The 15,571-nt window shown below is 72.7% G+C and carries 14 protein-coding genes; 7 read left to right on the plus strand and 7 right to left on the minus strand.

Annotation, left to right across the window (positions count from 1 at the left end; genetic code table 11):
* The first annotated feature begins 1 nt into the window (after position 1).
* The 3 genes from ACTMSW_RS07665 to ACTMSW_RS07675 are packed head-to-tail and all read left to right on the plus strand — an operon-like array spanning position 2 to position 2,252.
* Complete coding sequence (locus ACTMSW_RS07665; RefSeq protein WP_441179796.1) at positions 2–703, plus strand: hypothetical protein; 702 nt, start codon at positions 2–4, stop codon at positions 701–703.
* On the plus strand, positions 700–1,065 hold the full coding sequence (locus tag ACTMSW_RS07670; protein WP_441179797.1) for a transcriptional regulator: 366 nt from the start codon (positions 700–702) through the stop codon (positions 1,063–1,065). Before ACTMSW_RS07665 ends, ACTMSW_RS07670 begins: the two co-directional genes overlap by 4 nt.
* Positions 1,062–2,252 carry an alpha/beta hydrolase family protein gene (locus ACTMSW_RS07675; protein WP_441179798.1) on the plus strand — a complete coding sequence of 397 codons (1,191 nt, stop codon included), beginning with the start codon at positions 1,062–1,064 and terminating at the stop codon, positions 2,250–2,252. The genes ACTMSW_RS07670 and ACTMSW_RS07675 overlap by 4 nt, the downstream gene beginning before the upstream one ends.
* A 368-nt stretch (positions 2,253–2,620) precedes the next feature.
* Here the strand turns inward: ACTMSW_RS07675 and ACTMSW_RS07680 are convergent, their stop codons facing one another.
* The 7 genes from ACTMSW_RS07680 to ACTMSW_RS07710 form a co-directional block, all read right to left on the minus strand.
* The gene (locus tag ACTMSW_RS07680) at positions 2,621–3,118 is read right to left on the minus strand and encodes an SRPBCC family protein (protein WP_441179799.1); all 498 of its coding nucleotides are present in this window, start codon (positions 3,116–3,118) and stop codon (positions 2,621–2,623) included.
* Positions 3,115–3,477, minus strand: a complete 363-nt coding sequence (locus ACTMSW_RS07685; RefSeq protein ID WP_441179800.1) for a metalloregulator ArsR/SmtB family transcription factor — start codon at positions 3,475–3,477, stop codon at positions 3,115–3,117. The genes ACTMSW_RS07680 and ACTMSW_RS07685 overlap by 4 nt, the downstream gene beginning before the upstream one ends.
* 125 nt (positions 3,478–3,602) lie before the next feature.
* Complete coding sequence (locus tag ACTMSW_RS07690; protein ID WP_441179801.1) at positions 3,603–4,412, minus strand: peptidylprolyl isomerase; 810 nt, start codon at positions 4,410–4,412, stop codon at positions 3,603–3,605.
* Between the two features lie 112 nt (positions 4,413–4,524).
* Entirely contained in the window at positions 4,525–6,303 is a 1,779-nt protein-coding gene (locus ACTMSW_RS07695; RefSeq protein ID WP_441179802.1) for an IucA/IucC family protein, read from the minus strand.
* Positions 6,300–6,869 carry a GNAT family N-acetyltransferase gene (locus ACTMSW_RS07700; protein WP_441179803.1) on the minus strand — a complete coding sequence of 190 codons (570 nt, stop codon included), beginning with the start codon at positions 6,867–6,869 and terminating at the stop codon, positions 6,300–6,302. Before ACTMSW_RS07700 ends, ACTMSW_RS07695 begins: the two co-directional genes overlap by 4 nt.
* Positions 6,866–8,158: a lysine N(6)-hydroxylase/L-ornithine N(5)-oxygenase family protein gene (locus ACTMSW_RS07705; protein WP_441180188.1), complete on the minus strand. Its 1,293-nt coding sequence runs from the start codon at positions 8,156–8,158 to the stop codon at positions 6,866–6,868. The genes ACTMSW_RS07700 and ACTMSW_RS07705 overlap by 4 nt, the downstream gene beginning before the upstream one ends.
* A gap of 27 nt (positions 8,159–8,185) precedes the next feature.
* Positions 8,186–9,739 carry a pyridoxal phosphate-dependent decarboxylase family protein gene (locus tag ACTMSW_RS07710; protein WP_441179804.1) on the minus strand — a complete coding sequence of 518 codons (1,554 nt, stop codon included), beginning with the start codon at positions 9,737–9,739 and terminating at the stop codon, positions 8,186–8,188.
* 128 nt (positions 9,740–9,867) lie between these two features.
* Between ACTMSW_RS07710 and ACTMSW_RS07715 the strand changes: the two genes are divergently transcribed.
* From ACTMSW_RS07715 to ACTMSW_RS07730, 4 genes are all read left to right on the plus strand, one after another.
* Positions 9,868–11,934, plus strand: a complete 2,067-nt coding sequence (locus ACTMSW_RS07715; protein WP_441179805.1) for a penicillin acylase family protein — start codon at positions 9,868–9,870, stop codon at positions 11,932–11,934.
* Positions 11,931–12,491: a GNAT family N-acetyltransferase gene (locus ACTMSW_RS07720; RefSeq protein WP_441179806.1), complete on the plus strand. Its 561-nt coding sequence runs from the start codon at positions 11,931–11,933 to the stop codon at positions 12,489–12,491. Before ACTMSW_RS07715 ends, ACTMSW_RS07720 begins: the two co-directional genes overlap by 4 nt.
* Before the next feature lie 97 nt (positions 12,492–12,588).
* Positions 12,589–13,851 carry a kynureninase gene (gene kynU, locus ACTMSW_RS07725; RefSeq protein ID WP_441179808.1) on the plus strand — a complete coding sequence of 421 codons (1,263 nt, stop codon included), beginning with the start codon at positions 12,589–12,591 and terminating at the stop codon, positions 13,849–13,851.
* Positions 13,852–14,184: 333 nt separating this feature from the next.
* A complete protein-coding gene (locus ACTMSW_RS07730) occupies positions 14,185–15,561 on the plus strand; it encodes a glycosyl hydrolase family 18 protein (protein ID WP_441179809.1) in 1,377 nt (458 codons plus the stop codon).
* Positions 15,562–15,571: the final 10 nt, after the last annotated feature.

Here is a 15,571-nt window from a genome sequence, read left to right on the forward strand (position 1 = left end):
CATGACTTCAGACGTGGTTGCTGCCGGCGGCGATCCCCGCCGGTTGCTGGCTGATGCGCGCGACCTTGCGCGCCGGGTTCGTCTTGCCCAGCGGGTGACGTGGCTGCCGCTGCTGGTGCTGGCCGTGGTGACGTTCGGGGCGATCCTGGTGTACCGGTTCAGCCAACCGGTCCTCAGCGACTGCCAGACGGTGCAGGACGGTCAGGTGGCGTGCAGGGGCTGGTACCGGGCCGCGCAGTTCTACTGGTGGACGGCGCTGCTGCTGGCGTACGTGGTGATCGCCGGCGGCTATCTGCGGGTCGCCCGGGCCCGGGGACTGGGCACCCGGGTGCGGCCGTACGTGCTCACCGGCGTTGCGCTCGTCGTGCTGTCCGCCGCCGCCACGGCGGTTCTGATCTACCTCGACCCGCTGCCGTTCCCCGACGAACCGTCCGCCGCTGCCCAGCTCCTGCTCCGGCTGCTCGCTCCGACCGGCGTGATGGGGTTGGCCCTGCTGGTGCTGGCCTGGCTGGAACGGCATCCCGCGCTGCTGCTGTTCGCCCTCGGGTACCTGGCGGTGGTGCTGGTGCCGGTCAACTTCGGGTGGGGGGTCGGCTGGGGGCTCCAGTGGTCGTTCGCGCCCCAGTTGGTCATCAACGGCGGCGTGCTGCTGCTGGGCAGCGCCGGCTTCGCACTGGCGCAACGGCTGCGGCGGCCCCGGTGACCGGTCCCGGCGACAAACCCGCGCCGGACGGTAGCGGAGCCGCGCATCCCGTCACCGGCCTCGACGACGTGGTGCACCAGCGGGTACGGCTGGGCATCCTCACCATCGCGCACGAGGCCCGCCGGGTCGAATTCGGCTACCTGCGCACCCAGTTGGAGCTGACCGCCGGCAACCTCTCCCAGCACCTGGGCGTGCTGGAGACGGCCGGCCTGATCGAGGTCGAAAAGGGCTACGCCGGCCGGCGCGGCCGTACCTGGATCACCCTCACCGCCGCCGGCAGCACCGCCCTCGCCGAGGAGATCGGGCGACTGAAGCTGCTCATCGCACGGGTCGAGACCACTGACAGCCCGGAGGACCGATGACCACCGCACTGACCCGCCGACGTCTGCTCGTAGCCACGCTCGCAACCGGCGTCGCCGTACCGCTCGGCGGCGGCCGCGGGTGGGCGGCCGGCGCCGACCCCACCCGGCCTGGCCCGGCCCGGCTCACACTGCCCCCACCGACCGGGCCGCACCGTGTCGGCACCGTGTCGCTGCACCTCGTCGACAGGTCCCGCCCGGATCCGGTCGCCGGTCCGGGACGTTACCGCGAACTGATGGTCAGCCTCTGGTATCCCGCCGCCCGCAGTGCCCGGCGTCATCCGGTGGCACCGTGGCTGCCCGCCGCACCGACGCGCGCGCTGCTCGTGTCCGCCGGGTTCGACGCCGACGTCGCGGCGGCGCCCCTCACGGCCGGCCACGAGAGAGCTCCGGCAATCCGAACACGTGACCGGCTGCCGGTGATCATGTTCTCCCACGGCAACGACGGTCACCGTGCCGAGGCCACCATCGTCGTCCAGGAGCTCGCAAGCCACGGCTACGTCGTGGTCACGGTGGACCACACGTACGACGCGTTCAGCGAGTTCCCCGACGGTCGGCTCACCGTCCCCGTCGACGGCATGTCCTTCACACCATGGGACTCCTCCCACGACATCCGGTTCGTCCTCGACCGACTCGAGGACCTCGCCGCCGGTCGCAACCCCGATATCGAGCACCGTCCGCTGCCGGCCGGCCTGGGTGCCGCGCTCGACCTGCGTCGCATCGGCATGTTCGGCTGGTCGAAGGGCGCCACCGCGACCGCTCTCGTCATGAACACCGACCGGCGCGTCCGGTGCGGGCTCAGCCTCGACGGTCCGATGGAATCGGCGCCGCCGGTCACCGACCTCGACCGGCCATTCATGCTGATGACCGCAGACTTCACCCGAACCGCCGAGCCGAGCGTCGCCCAGTTCTGGTCGCACCTGCGCGGATGGCGCCGCAACGTGCACGCCGAGGGCGGGGCCCACGGGGCGTACTGCGACCGCCAGTGGCTGATCCCGCAACTGGCGAGGATCGTCGGGATGAGCGACGAGGACCTCGCCGGCTGGGTCGGCACCCTCGACCCGGCCCGGGCGGTGCGGATCCAACAGGCGTACCCGCTCGCGTTCTTCAACCTGCACCTACGCCACCGGCGGCAGCGCCTGCTCGAAGGCCCGAACCCGGCCTTCCCGGAGGTGCGGTTCATCGCCTGACGCGCTTCGAGCCGGACGCCGGGTCCTGTTGCCAAGCCGAAGACCCCCGCCGCCGATCCGACGAGATCGGCAAGCACCGGTGGTGGCGGATCGGCGGCCACGACCACCACGCCAATTCCGGCTCATAGTTCCTCCCATGCTCGGCTGACTGTGAGTCGAAATACCGGACCTGCGCCCGCGTTACGACCGTCGGAGCCGTACGGGTGTGACTGGCTGGACCAGGGAAGTACACCGGCCGACACCAGCAGTACAGCAGCTAAGTACGGCAACCGTGCCAGCCGAACCGGACCGAGAAGCGCGCCAGCATCTCGGATGACCTCGCACCGCGCCTCATCCGGCCGGGTCGCCAGCAACCCGCCCCTACCGGGTCAGCCCTGGCGTAGTCCCTCGTAGTAGGGCTTCATGGCCGGGTAGTAGTCGTCGAACTCGCGCCCCGGCTCGCCGGTGTGCACCGCGACCAGCAGGTCCAGGTAGTACTCCCAGCCGGGGCCGACCTCGCCGACGCCCTCGTCGCTGTCGAGGTGCTGGGTGAACGTCAGCTCGGTCGTGCCCCCCGCCTCGGCGAGCAGCATCTCGATGTGCCACGCGCCGTGCTCGTCGACCGCCGACACGACGAGGCGCCGGGGCGGCTCGCACTCCTCGATCAGGACATCGCTCCACGGCGCGTCCTCCTCGAACGCCATCTGCACCCGGACGGTGCGTCCGGGGCCCGCCTCGCCCTCCCACCGGCCGAACCAGCGGGCGCTGCGTTCCGGCTCGGTGATGCTGGCCCACACGTCGGTGTGCGGGGCGCGGAACCGGCGCGTGAGCACCAGGTCGGTCCCTTTCCCGGTGCGGACCAACCGTCCACTGGGCGTCCTCGTCATGCTGTCTTCTCCCCTGTCCGGTCCGACGCGTCACGGGCGTGGCGCTCGCGGCGTGTGCGGTACACCTCGGTTTCCAGCGCGTCCAGGCGGTGCGCCCATCCGGACGGCGCGTCGAACTGCGCGAGCCATTCCGTGAGCCCGGCGAGAGGGGCGGTGTCGAGCCGGTAGAAGCGTTGCCGGCCCACCAGTTCGTCCCGCACCAGGCCGCTGTCGCGCAGCACCCGCAGGTGGCGACTCACGGCGGGCCGGCTGATCGGGAAACGAGCGGCGATGTCACCCGCCGACCGATCTCCGCCACGCAGCAGCACGAGGATCTCCCGCCGTACGGGATCCGCGATCGCCGCCGCCACCTCGTCCACGCCGTAAAGCGTAACCCATCGGTTACGCTTCTGTCCGGCCGCAGCCGGCCGGGTGAGCGACGGGTCGGGACGGGTCACGCCGGGTCGGACGACTCCGACCCGGCGTGGTGCCGCGATGTCCGCCGTCAGCGGCCGTGGTGCCGGAACGCCTTGCGGATGTCCACCGGCAACGCGGGTGCCCCGTCGACCGGGGCCGGGTCCTCGTCGGTCGGCGCCACTCCCCCGGCGGCGATCCGGTCCAGGGTGGCCAGCCCGGCCGCGTCGACCGAACCGAAGATGGTGTAGTTCGGCCGCAGGGCCGAGTCGGCATACACCAGGAAGAACTGGCTGCCGTTGGTGTCCGGACCGGCGTTGGCCATGGCGAGGGTGCCCCGGGCGTAGAGCCGCCGCACGCCCGTCGGGTCGGTGGGCGCCGGCGGCAGGTCGGTCGGAAGCTCGTCGGCGTAGCGGTAGCCCGGACCGCCCGAACCCGTCCCGGAGGGGTCGCCGCACTGCAACACCTTCAGCGTCGGGTACGCGGTCAGCCGGTGGCAGGAGGTCCGGTCGTAGAAGCGGTGCCGGGTCAGGTGCAGGAAGCTCTGCACCGTGCACGGCGCCGCCTCCCGGTCCAGGATCAGCCCGATCGGGCCGTGGTTGGTCCACAGGGTCACCCGGACGGTGCCCCGGTCCGGCGTACGGCGGGGGTCGCGCGGCAGCGGGACCGGCCGGGCGGCCGGCTCCTCCGGGGTCGCCGTGTAGGCGCACGGGCCGGGGGTGACACGCGGCTCGCCGGACGCCGCCGGAACGGTCACCGGGGCGTCGGGCGCGGCCACCGCGGCGGTCCCCGCCGTGGCGAGCAGCGCGCCGGCGAGCAGCGCCGCGCCGCCGAGGCGGGTCAGCGTACGGAGGGGGCGACGGGGGGTGGGAGCGGACTGCGGTCGGGGTTCACACGACACGGGCAACCTCCTGGACTCGTGGTACGGGAGCGACCGGAGTCTATGGATGTCCTCGACGCTTGTCGATCCGGGACGCCCGGTCGGTACCCGAGCCGGACGGCCCGTGGGCCGGTCAGCGGGGCGGTCGGAAGCGGGCGATCGGGTTGACCAGGGTGCCGGCGAACTGGAGCGCGGCGGACGGATCGGCGAGGTCGACCATCTGCCGGTTGTCGCGCAGTTGGAGCCGGTTGAGGCAGGACAGGGCGAACTCGGGTGCGAACAGGTCGTGGCGCGCCAGCCGCCCGGCCAGGTGCGGCACCCGGTCGGCGTAGTCGGCGGCGCACTCGGCGACCGTCCGCCAGACGGTGTCCTCGTCGCAGACGTCCTCGCCGACCAGAACGGCCGCCAGGTGGCGGAGGAAGCAGTCGACCACGTCGGTGAAGATGCACAGGATCTTCTCGTCGTCGGGCACGGCCACGGCGATCCGGCGTACCCGCTCCGGCAGGTCGGCGTCCGGGTCCATGACGACGATCTCCTCGGCGATGTCCTTGAAGATGACCCGCTCGACCGTCGCGTCGTGCAGGACGAGGATGACGTTCTCACCGTGCGGCATGAAGGCCAGGTCGTGGGCGTAGAGGGCGTGCAGCAGCGGCACCAGGTAGGCGTCGAGGTAGCGGCGCAGCCACTGCGCCGGTGTCCGGCCGGACCGCGCGATCAGCGCCGCGGCCAGGGACCGGCCGTCGTGGTCGGTGTGCAGCAGCGACGCCATGGTGGCCAGCCGCCGGCCCGGCTCCAGACCGGGCACCGGGCTCTCCCGCCACAGCGCGGCCAGCATCTTCCGGTACGGGGAGTACCGGTCGGTCGCGGCCTCGTACTGGCGGTGGCGATAGCCGATCGCGGCCCGCTCCCGGATGATCGACAGTCCGGTGCCCTTGAGCACCGGATCGTTGTCCACCAGGTCGGCGAGCCAGTCGTTGATCGCCGGCGTGGCCTCCATGTACGCGGCCGACAGTCCCCGCATGAAGCCCATGTTCAGCACCGACAGGGCGGTCTTCACGTAGTGCCGGTCCGGCCGGGTGGCGTTGAAGAAGGTACGGATCGACTGCTGGGCGAGGTACGTGTCGGGTCCCTCGCCGAGATGAACCAGTCGGCGCCGGGCGACCTCGCCGGCGAAGGTGACGGCCAGCTTGTTCTCCCACTGCCAGGGGTGCACCGGCAGCAGCAGGTAGTCCGCCGGGTCCAGGCCCAGGCCCGTGAGGGTCGCCGCGAAGCGGGTGCGGGTGTCGCCGTCGAGTTCGGCGGCGACGAGGGTGTCGTAGTCCAGGTCGGCGGCGCAGGTGAAGGTGGCGTGGTCGCGGTGGGCGGCCAGCCACACCAGCCGGACACCGGCGGCGGACTCCGGGGCGTACCGGTGGTGGTCGTCCACGCCGAAGCCGATCCGGCCGTTGTTGGCGACGAAGCACGGGTGGCCCTCGGTCATCCGCGTCTCGATGGTCTGGAAGTCGGCCTCGGCCAGCTCGGCCGCGCCGATCGACGGCGCGGCGAGCTTGTACGCGGTGCCGGCCAGCGTCGCGCTGATCTCCTCCAGGTAGACCGGCAGGACGGTGTCGGTGAGGCCGAGTGCGCCGCGCAGCTCCAGGCAGAGGTCGACGGCGTCGAGCGGCAGGTCCCGGTCACCGGAGTGGCGGGTGATGGTGTCGGCGTCGATCTGCCAGTGGTCGAGGGCGAGCACCCGGGCGGCGAAGCGGTACTCGACCGCGCCGTCGTCGCCGCACAGGCGCCACCAGCCGCCGCCGGTGTGCTCGGGGGCGATCAGGCGTTCGTGGGCGAACTCGGCGAGGGCCTTGCGGACCAGCAACCGGTTGGCGCGGGCCCAGCGCTCGGGCGTCAGGTGGTCGAGTCCTGCGTTCACGCGGGTACGTCTCCTCGGGTGGCGGTCCGGAACTGCTCGCGGGTGCAGATGCTGAGCAGGGCGTCCTTCTCGGGCTTGCGGATCGGGCGGACGACGGTGAACCCGACGGCCGCGTTGAGCGCGTGCACGGCGGTGTTGCGCACGTCGGGCTCGACCACGACCCGCCGCACGGCGGGGTCGGCGAAGATCCAGTCGAGCACGGTGGTGATCACCGCCCGGGTGAAGCCGTGCACCGGGGTGTCGGTGGGGGCGCACAGGAAGTGCATGCCGACGTCGCCCTGGGTCGCGTCGTGCAGCCCGACGAGGTCGACGTGGGCGGGGTCGTAGCGTTCGGCGAGGAAGGCCGGGGTGCCACGCCACAGCCCGAGGTGGGCGTCGTGGTGCGGGTGGGCGGCGATGCGCCGGTACTCGTCGGCGACCCGGGCGAGGTCGGCGTCCTGCATCAGCCAGAAGGCGGCCTTCGGGTGGGTCACCCAGGCGTGCAGCAGCGGGGCGTCGGCGTCCGGATCGAGCGTCCGCAGGGCGAACTCGCCGAGCCGGTCGTCGACCCGGGTGAACACGGTCACGAGACGACTCCCGCTGGCACGCCGAACTCCTGGAAGGCGAAGCTCTTCTCGATCAGGTAGTGCTCGCGGCCGGTCACCTCGCGGATGATCCACGAGTTGCGGTACGCGCCCATGCCGAGATCGGGTGAGGTGACGCTGTGCGCGTGGGTGGCGGCGTTCTGGAGGAAGATCCCCCGGCCGGTGTGGTCGATGCTGTAGTTGCGGGCGACGTCGAACCGGCCGTGACCGTCCCAGCGGATCCGGTCGCGGACCGGTTCCAGGAACTCCGGCACCCGGTACCGGTAGCCGGTGGCCAGCACCAGGCCCTCGGTGTCCAGGGTGGCGTCGCGCCCCTGCTCGACGTGGTGCAGCCCCAGCGTGTACGTCCCGCTCGCCTCGTCGTACGCGGCGGTGCGCAGGGCGGTGCAGGTCAGCAGTCGGGTGCGGACCGGGCCGGCGACGCTGCGCGCGTACAGCAGGTCGTAGATGTCGTTGATGAGGTCGGCGTCGATGCCCTTGAACAGCGGCTTCTGCTCGGCCTCCAGCCGGTAGCGGGTCTCCTCCGGCAGGGCGTGGAAGTAGTCCACGTAGTCCGGAGAGGTCATCTCCAGCGTCAGCTTGGTGTACTCCAGCGGGAAGAACCGCGGCGACCGGGTGACCCAGTTCAGCTGGTAGCCGTACGTGTCGATGTCGCCGAGCAGGTCGTGGTAGATCTCGGCGGCGCTCTGCCCGCTGCCGACCACGGTGACGCTGCGCTTGGTCCGCAGCGCCGCCCGGTTCTCCCGGTACCGCGAGTTGTGCACGGCGTCGCCGCCCAGCCCCAGGCAGGCGTCGGGCACGTGCGGCGGCGTGCCGGTGCCGAGCACCAGGTGGCGGGCCCGGTGGGTGGCCGTCCCGTCGGCGGTGTCGGTTCGTACCACGTAGGTGCCGTCGGCCTCGTCGTACCCGACGGCGGTGACCCGGTGTCCGAACCGCACGGTGGGCAGCTTCCCGGCGGCCCAGCGACAGTAGTCGTCGAACTCGACGCGCAGCGGGAAGAAGCTCTCCCGGATGTAGAACGGGTACAGCCGGCCGGTCTCCTTCAGGTAGTTGAGGAAGGAGTACGGCGAGGTGGGATCGGCGAGGCTGACCAGGTCGGCGATGAAGGGCGTCTGGAGGCGGGTCGACTCCAGCAGCATGCCGGGATGCCAGTCGAAGCTGTCGCGCGCTTCGAGGAAGAGGCAGTCGAGGTCCGCGATCGGCGCGGTCAGGCAGGCCAGGCCCAGGTTGTACGGGCCCAGCCCGACGGCGATCAGGTCGTACGTCGGCATGGTGTTCTCCGGTGCGGTCACGGCTCGTCAGCCGACGGGGCAGGACAGCGCCGCGACGGACCGGGCGTGCACGTACGCGCCCGCGTGCGCGGCGACGAGATCGAGGACGTACGCGACGTCGTCGAGGGTGGTCTCGGGGTTGAGCAGGGTGAACTTGAGGTGGTGCGCGCCGTCCACCGTCGTGCCGGCGACGAGCGCGGCGCCGGAGGCGGCGAGGGCCTCGCGGGCGTACAGGTTGGCGTCGTCGGCGAGGACCCGGTCCGGGCCGGTCGGCAGGTAGCGGAAGACCACGGTGCTCAGCGGAGAGCGGGTCACCACCTCGAAGCGGGGGTCCTCGGTGAGCATCGCCCAGGCGCCCGCGGCGCGGTCGCACACCTCGTCGAAGAGGTCGCCGATCCCGTCCGGGCCCATCACGCGCAGGGTCAGCCAGAGCTTGCAGGCGTCGAAGCGGCGGGTGGTCTGGAGGCTCTTGTCCACCTGGTTGGGAATGCGCCGCTCGACCATCCGGGCCGGGTTGAGGTAGTCGGCGTGGAACGTGGCGTGGCGCAGCGTGCGCCGGTCGCGGACCAGCAGGGCGCTGGAGCTGACCGGCTGGAAGAACGACTTGTGGTAGTCGACGGTGACCGAGTCGGCCCGCTCGATGCCGTGCAGGAGGTGGCGGCGGGTCGGTGAGACCAACAGCCCGCAGCCGTACGCGGCGTCGACGTGCAGCCACACGCCGGCGGCGGCGCAGAGGTCGGCGATCTCCGGCAGCGGGTCGATGCTGCCGAAGTCGGTGGTGCCGGCGGTGGCGACGACCGCCATCACCACCAGGCCGGCCCGCCGGCAGCGGTCGAGTGTGGTGGCCAGCTCGTCGGTCCGCATCCGCCGTTCGGCGTCGGTCGGCACGGTGATCACCGCGTCCGCGTCGAGGCCGAGCAGCGTGGCGGCCTTCTGGACGCTGAAGTGGCCGGCGGTGGAGGTGATGACGCGCAGCCGGGACAGCAGCTCCGGGCGGGTCGGCCGGTCGGTCGGGGGGAGGACGCGGGCGCAGGTCTCCTCGCGGGCCAGCAGCATCGCCTGGAGGTTGGACTGGGTGCCGCCGCTGGTGAAGATACCGTCGGCGTCCGGGCCGAGGCCGATCCGCGCCGCGGTCCAGTCGACGAGCCGGCGCTCGATCAGGGTGCCGCCGGCGCTCTGGTCCCAGGTGTCCAGGGAGGAGTTCACGGCGCTGAGCACCGCCTCGCCGAGCAGGGCGGGGATCACCACCGGGCAGTTGAGGTGGGCCAGGTACCGGGGGTGGTGGAACCAGACCGCGTCGCGCAGGTAGACCTCGCCGAGTTCGTCGAGGGCGGCGCCGGTGTCGGCGAGCGGCCGGTCCAGGTCGATGCCGGCGACACGCGGTGCGAGGTCGTCGGGCGTGACACCGGTGCAGGGGCGGTCGACGGTGGCCACCCGGGTGGCGACCCGGTCGATGCCGTCGGCCAGCACCCGCCGGTACCGCTCGGCGGAGCCGGCGTGGAACAGGTGGGCGCGGGCGGCGGCCGAGCCGGTGGTCGGGCCGGAGGGTGGTGCCTCGACGGCGGTTCCGGGCAGGCTCATGGCAGTCCTTCTCGGTCACGGGAGGACACGGTGGACCGGGACGGGGACACGCCCCGTGACGCGACCGTGTCGCTTGATCACAACGGGACTTAGGTTAGCCTAACCTAATGCCAAGTCAAGGAGGCGTGATGAACGGCGTGCGTCGGGACCCGTGGGGAATCCCGCACCTGCGGGCCGACACCGTGGACGACCTGGCCCGCCTTCAGGGGCGGGTCGCGGCGACCGACCGGGCCTGGCAGATCGAGACCGAGCGGTGGCGGTCCGAGGGCCGGCTCGCCGAACACCTCGGCCCCGGCGCGGTGGCCTGGGACCGGTTCGCCCGCCGGGCACGCCTCGACGACACCGCACGCCGGTGCCACGACCGGCTCGACGCACCCACCCGCCGGTGGGTCGCCGCCTACGTCGACGGGGTCAACGACGGGCTCACCGACGGCGCCGCCGGGGCGCCGGAGTTCGCCGCGATCGACCGCGCCCCGGGCCGGTGGCGACCGTGGTCACCGCTGGGGGTCTTCCTCGTCCAGCACATCCTCTTCGGCACGTTCCCCAGCAAGCTGTGGCGCGCGCACGTCGCCGCCACCTCGGGGCCCGAGGCGGTCGGCCTGTTCGCGGCCGAGGACCCGGGAGGATCGGGCAGCAACGCCTGGGCGGTGCCCGGCGACCCCGCCACCGGCCGGGCACCCGTCATCGCCGGCGACCCGCACCGCATGCTGGAGCTGCCCGGCGTCTACCAGCAGGTGCGGCTCGCCTGCCCCGAGTTCGACGTGGTCGGCCTCGCGTTCCCGGGCGTCCCGGGGCTCCCCCACTTCGGACACGCCGGAGAGGTCGCCTGGGCGATCACCAACGCGATGGCCGACTACCAGGACCTCTACCGGGAGGAGCTGCGCCGCGACGGCGAACGGCTGCTGGTCCGGGACGCGGACGGCTGGGTGCCGGCGCTGCGCCACGTCGAGCGGATCGACGTCCGCGGCGGCGAGCCGGAATCCGTGGAGGTGGTCGAGACGCCGCGCGGGCCCGTCGTCGACCACGACCGCCGCACCGGCGAGGCGATCAGCCTGCGTACGCCCAGCCGGGTCGAGGGGAACCTCGGCTTCGGCGCGCTGCTGCCGCTGCTGCGGGCCCGCACCACCGACGACGTCGCTGCGGCGCTGCGGGTCTGGGTCGAGCCCGTCAACAGCGTGCTCACCGCCGACCGGCGCGGACAGGTGCGCCGGCTCGTCGCCGGGCTGGTCCCCGTCCGCGACGACCGGTGCCGGCGGGAGCCGGTGCCCGGCTGGGACCCGCGCTACCGGTGGCGGGACGACTACGCGCCCCTGGCCGACGCCCCGGTGGAGGGCCCCACGGTCTGCGCCAACGACCGGCGCCCCGACGTGGCCGACCTGGGTACGGACTTCGCCCCGCCGCACCGCGCGCGCCGCATCGCGGGTCTCGTGGCCGAGGGCGTCGAGCCGGACGTCGTACACATGGACAGCCGGCTGCCCGCGACGGCGCTGCGCGGCCTGCTCGACCGGCTCCGCCCCGACGGCCTGGGCGGGCCCGCGCGGGCGCTGCGGGACCGGCTCGTCGCCTGGGACGGGCGGATGCGGGCCGACGACGCCGACGCCGGCGCGTACGCCGCCTGGCGGGGGGCCCTGGCCCGCCGGCTGCACGAGCACCCGCGCCTACGCCCGCTCTTCGACGCCCGCCCCTACGACGAGCTGTTCGCCCCGTGGACGGACCCGGCGGCGCGCATCGGCTACGCCCTCGACCGGGTGGTCGCGGGCCTGGACCGCCTCGACGGTGACGTCGCGCCGGTCGCCGCCGCGGCGCTGGAGGAGGTGGCGGCGGGCGGACCGTCCCCGGTGTGGGGACGGCGGCACCTGCTGCGTCCGGTCCACCTCGGCGTGGCGCCGGAGGTCGACGCGGCGGTGGAGGCGATGCGGGCCCAGGTGGACCTGTCCGGTGACACCGACTGCGTGCTCGCCACCAGCAGCATCCCGGGCGTGTCCGACGAGTGCTGGCGCGGGCCGGTCGCCCGGTACGTGTGGGACCTCACCGACCGCGCGGCGAGCCGCTGGATCGTCCCCTTCGGCGCGTCCGGACGCCTCGGCGACCCGCACTTCGACGACCAGCTTCCCCGGTGGGCCGACGGCCGGCTGATCCCCGTGGTCACCGACGCGCGACAGCTCACCCCGACGACAGGAGACGAGGCACCATGACCTACCGCGAGACGATCCCCGGCTTCGGCGAGCTGTCCCTCGTCGTGCTCGACCCCGGCGCCCACGCCGAGCTGGTGCACCGCTGGGTCACCCAGCCGCGGGCGAGGTTCTGGGGCATGGGCTCGTGGACGGTCGAGCAGGTACGCGAGATCTACGAGTTCGCCGACGGGCTGCCCACGCACCACGCGTTCCTGATCATGCTCGACGGGACGCCGATCGGCCTGTTCCAGAGCTACCAGCCGGAGGCCGACCCGGTGGGGGAACGCTACGCCGTGCAGCCCGGCGACGTCGGGATGCACCTGCTCCTCGCCCCCGGCGACGACCCGCCCCGCGGCCTCACCACCGCCGTCGCCCCCGCCCTGTTCCGCTCCCTGTTCCGCGACCCGGCCGCCCGGCGGATCGTCGCCGAGCCGGACGTCCGCAACGACCGCGCGCTGCGCCGGCTGCAGCGGGAGGGGTTCGCCCTCGACGAGGAGATCGACATGCCGGACAAGCGGGCCCGGCTGGCGTTCCTGACCCGGGCCCGCTTCGAGGCGGACCACCGGACGCCGGTCTGACCGACCACCGGGCCGGGCGGCACGCGCGCGGCCGGCCCGGCGGTCGGTCGGCTACCTTGGGCGACTGGATCGTCCGAACGGATCGAAGGGAGCGGCCGTGCGCGAGGACTTCCCGCGGTCGGTGGCCAAGGAACTCGACGCGGCCGATCCGCTCGCCCACCTGCGCGACCGGTTCGTGATCGCCGACGACGACTTGATCTACCTCGACGGCAACTCCCTGGGGCGGCTCCCGGCGGCCACCCCGGAGCACCTCGACCGGCTCGTCCGGCAGGGGTGGGGTGAGCAGCTCATCCGCTCCTGGCCGACCTGGATCGACTGGGGCCGCCGGCTCGGCGACCGGCTCGCCACGCACGCCCTCGGCGCCCGGCCCGGGGAGGTGGTCGTCTCCGACTCGACCTCGGTGAACCTGTACAAGCTCGCCGCCGCCGCCCTCGACGCCACCGGCGACCGCCGCACCGTGCTGGTCGACGCCGAGGAGTTCCCCAGCGACCGGTACATCCTCCAGGGTCTGGCCGAGGCCCGCGGGCTGACCGTGCGCACGCTGCCGTCCGACCTGGACGAGGGGCTGCGCACCGACGAGCTGCGAGCGGCCCTGGACGACGACGTCGCGCTGGTGGTGCTCTCCGCCGTCGCCTACCGCTCGGGGGCGCTGCAGGACATGGCGGCGGTCAACGACGCCGCCCGGCGCACGGGCGCCGTGGTGCTGTGGGACCTGTCGCACGCCGTCGGGGCGGTGCCGATCGAGCTGACGGCCACCGGCGCCGACCTGGCCGTCGGCTGCACCTACAAGTACCTCAACGCGGGCCCCGGAGCCCCCGCCTTCCTGTACGTGCGGCAGGAGCTGCAGGCGTCGCTGCGCCAGCCCATCCAGGGCTGGTTCGGCCAGCGCGACCAGTTCACCATGGGCGCGGCCTACGAGCCCACGCCGGACCTGGACCGGTTCCTGGTCGGTACGCCGCCGATCCTCGCCCTGGCCGCGCTCGACCCGTCGCTGGACGTGCTCGCCGAGGCCGGGATCGACCGGGTACGCGCCAAGGGCCGCCGCCTCGGCGAGATGATCGTGGATCTGGCCGACGCCTGGCTCACCCCGTACGGATTCCGGGTCGCCTCCCCCCGCGACCCGGACCGGCGCGGCAGCCACGTCTCGCTGCACCACCCGGAGGCGCTGCGGATCTCACGGGCGCTGGCGGTCGACGGGCGGGTGGTCGCCGACTACCGCACGCCGGACCGGCTGCGCCTCGGTCCGGCGCCGCTGTACACCCGCCACGTGGACGTGTGGGACGCCATGAGCCGGTTGCGCGACCTCGCCGAACGCCGCGGCTGGGAGCGGATGCCGGGCGAGCCGTCCCGGGTCACCTGAGCGAGCCGGGTGCGGTCCCCTTCCGACGAGTTCGGTGCACCGAACTCCCGCAGTACCGCAGCACGCATCAGCCGCACCTTCCGCTCCGGACCCTCATGAGGACACTACTCAGCCCGTACCGCCGTCCGAGTGGCTTCCGAGCCACGTCAGGGCCGGGGGCGTGACGTGCGGCCGGACGGTGCCCTGCCACGTCACTGAGGGGGCCGGGTCAGTACCGGGACCACTTCTCCCGATATCGAAGAGGGTCGTTGACACTAATAGTTAACACTGTTTAAGATTTGGCCTCCTCGAGGAAGACGTTCCGCCGCACCCCGCCCACCGGAAGGCCCCTCGATGCCCTCACCACGTCCCCACCGCCGCCGTGCCCTCGCCGCCGGTTTCCTCACGCTGGCCACCGCCGGCGCGACCCTCGCGCTGACCCCGGCCGCCGCCGGGGCGGCGGTCCTGCCGAACAACTTCAAGAGCGTCGGCTACCTCCCGTCCTGGAGCGGCAACGTCAACACGGTCCAGTACGGCAAGCTCACCCACATCAACTACGCGTTCGTGCTGCCCAACAGCGACGGCAGCCTCCGCCCGGTGGAGAACCCGAGCAAGCTCTCCTCGCTCGTGTCCCTGGGACACGCCAACAACGTCAAGGTGTCGATCGCCATCGGTGGCTGGAACGACGGGAACGACTCGGCGTTCGAGGCGCTGGCGGCCAACTCCGGCACCCGCGGCGCGTTCGTCAACAACGTCGTCGCCTTCGTCAACCAGTACAACCTCGACGGTGTCGACATGGACTGGGAGTATCCCGACCCGGGCGCCTCAGCCACCAACTACACCCTGCTCATGTCCCAGTTGAGCAGCGCCCTGCACAGCCGGGGCAAGCTGCTCACCGCCGCCGTCGTGGCCGAGGGCTACTACGCGCAGGGCGTGTCGACCGAGGTGTTCGGCCACGTCGACTGGCTGAACATCATGGCGTACGACGGCGGCAGCCCGCACGCCAACCACGACTGGTCGGTCAACGCCGTGAACGGCTGGAAGGCCCGCGGTCTGCCGGCCGCCAAGGCGGTGCTCGGTGTCCCCTTCTACAGTCGCCCCGGCTACTACACCTACGCCGCGCTGGTCGGCATGGACCCGGCCAACGCCAACCGCGACTGCACCACCGTCGGCGGCGTCCAGCAGTGCTACAACGGCATTCCGACGGTCAAGCGCAAGACGCAGTGGGCGATGGCCAACGCGGGCGGGATGATGAACTGGGAGCTGTCCCAGGACACCACCGGCTCGACCTCGTTGGTCAGCGCGATCTACGACACCGTCATGGGCGGCAGCCCGCCGCCGACCGGGCGGACCGGCCCGATCACCGGCATCGGCGGCAAGTGCGTGGACGTCGCCGCGGCGAGCACCGCCAACGGCACCGCCATCCAGCTCTACACCTGCAACGGCACCGCCGCGCAGAACTGGACCGTCGCCACCGACGGCACCCTGCGGGCCCTGGGCAAGTGCGCCGACGTGACCAGTGCGGGCACCGCCAACGGCACCAAGGTCCAGCTCTGGGACTGCAACGGCACCGGCGCCCAGGTGTGGCAGGCCCAGTCCAACGGCACGCTGCGCAACCCGGCCTCCAACAAGTGCCTGGACGCCACCGACAACAGCTCCGCCAACGGCACCCGGCTGCAGATCTGGGACTGCTTCGGCGGCGCCAACCAGGTCTGGCGCCTGCCCGCCTGATCCCCGGGTC

It is taken from the genome of Micromonospora sp. BQ11, assembly GCF_052068135.1.
In the GTDB taxonomy this organism is placed as follows: Bacteria; Actinomycetota; Actinomycetes; order Mycobacteriales; family Micromonosporaceae; genus Micromonospora.

What these genes read in the sequence shown, in the direction of transcription:
- ACTMSW_RS07665 (WP_441179796.1), top strand. Translation starts at nt 2, where the DNA reads ATGACTTCAGACGTGGTTGCTGCCGGCGGCGATCCCCGCCGGTTGCTG.
- ACTMSW_RS07675 (WP_441179798.1), top strand. Translation starts at nt 1,062, where the DNA reads ATGACCACCGCACTGACCCGCCGACGTCTGCTCGTAGCCACGCTCGCA.
- ACTMSW_RS07680 (WP_441179799.1), bottom strand. Translation starts at nt 3,118, where the DNA reads ATGACGAGGACGCCCAGTGGACGGTTGGTCCGCACCGGGAAAGGGACC.
- ACTMSW_RS07705 (WP_441180188.1), bottom strand. Translation starts at nt 8,158, where the DNA reads ATGCCGACGTACGACCTGATCGCCGTCGGGCTGGGCCCGTACAACCTG.
- ACTMSW_RS07710 (WP_441179804.1), bottom strand. Translation starts at nt 9,739, where the DNA reads ATGAGCCTGCCCGGAACCGCCGTCGAGGCACCACCCTCCGGCCCGACC.
- ACTMSW_RS07715 (WP_441179805.1), top strand. Translation starts at nt 9,868, where the DNA reads ATGAACGGCGTGCGTCGGGACCCGTGGGGAATCCCGCACCTGCGGGCC.
- ACTMSW_RS07720 (WP_441179806.1), top strand. Translation starts at nt 11,931, where the DNA reads ATGACCTACCGCGAGACGATCCCCGGCTTCGGCGAGCTGTCCCTCGTC.
- ACTMSW_RS07730 (WP_441179809.1), top strand. Translation starts at nt 14,185, where the DNA reads ATGCCCTCACCACGTCCCCACCGCCGCCGTGCCCTCGCCGCCGGTTTC.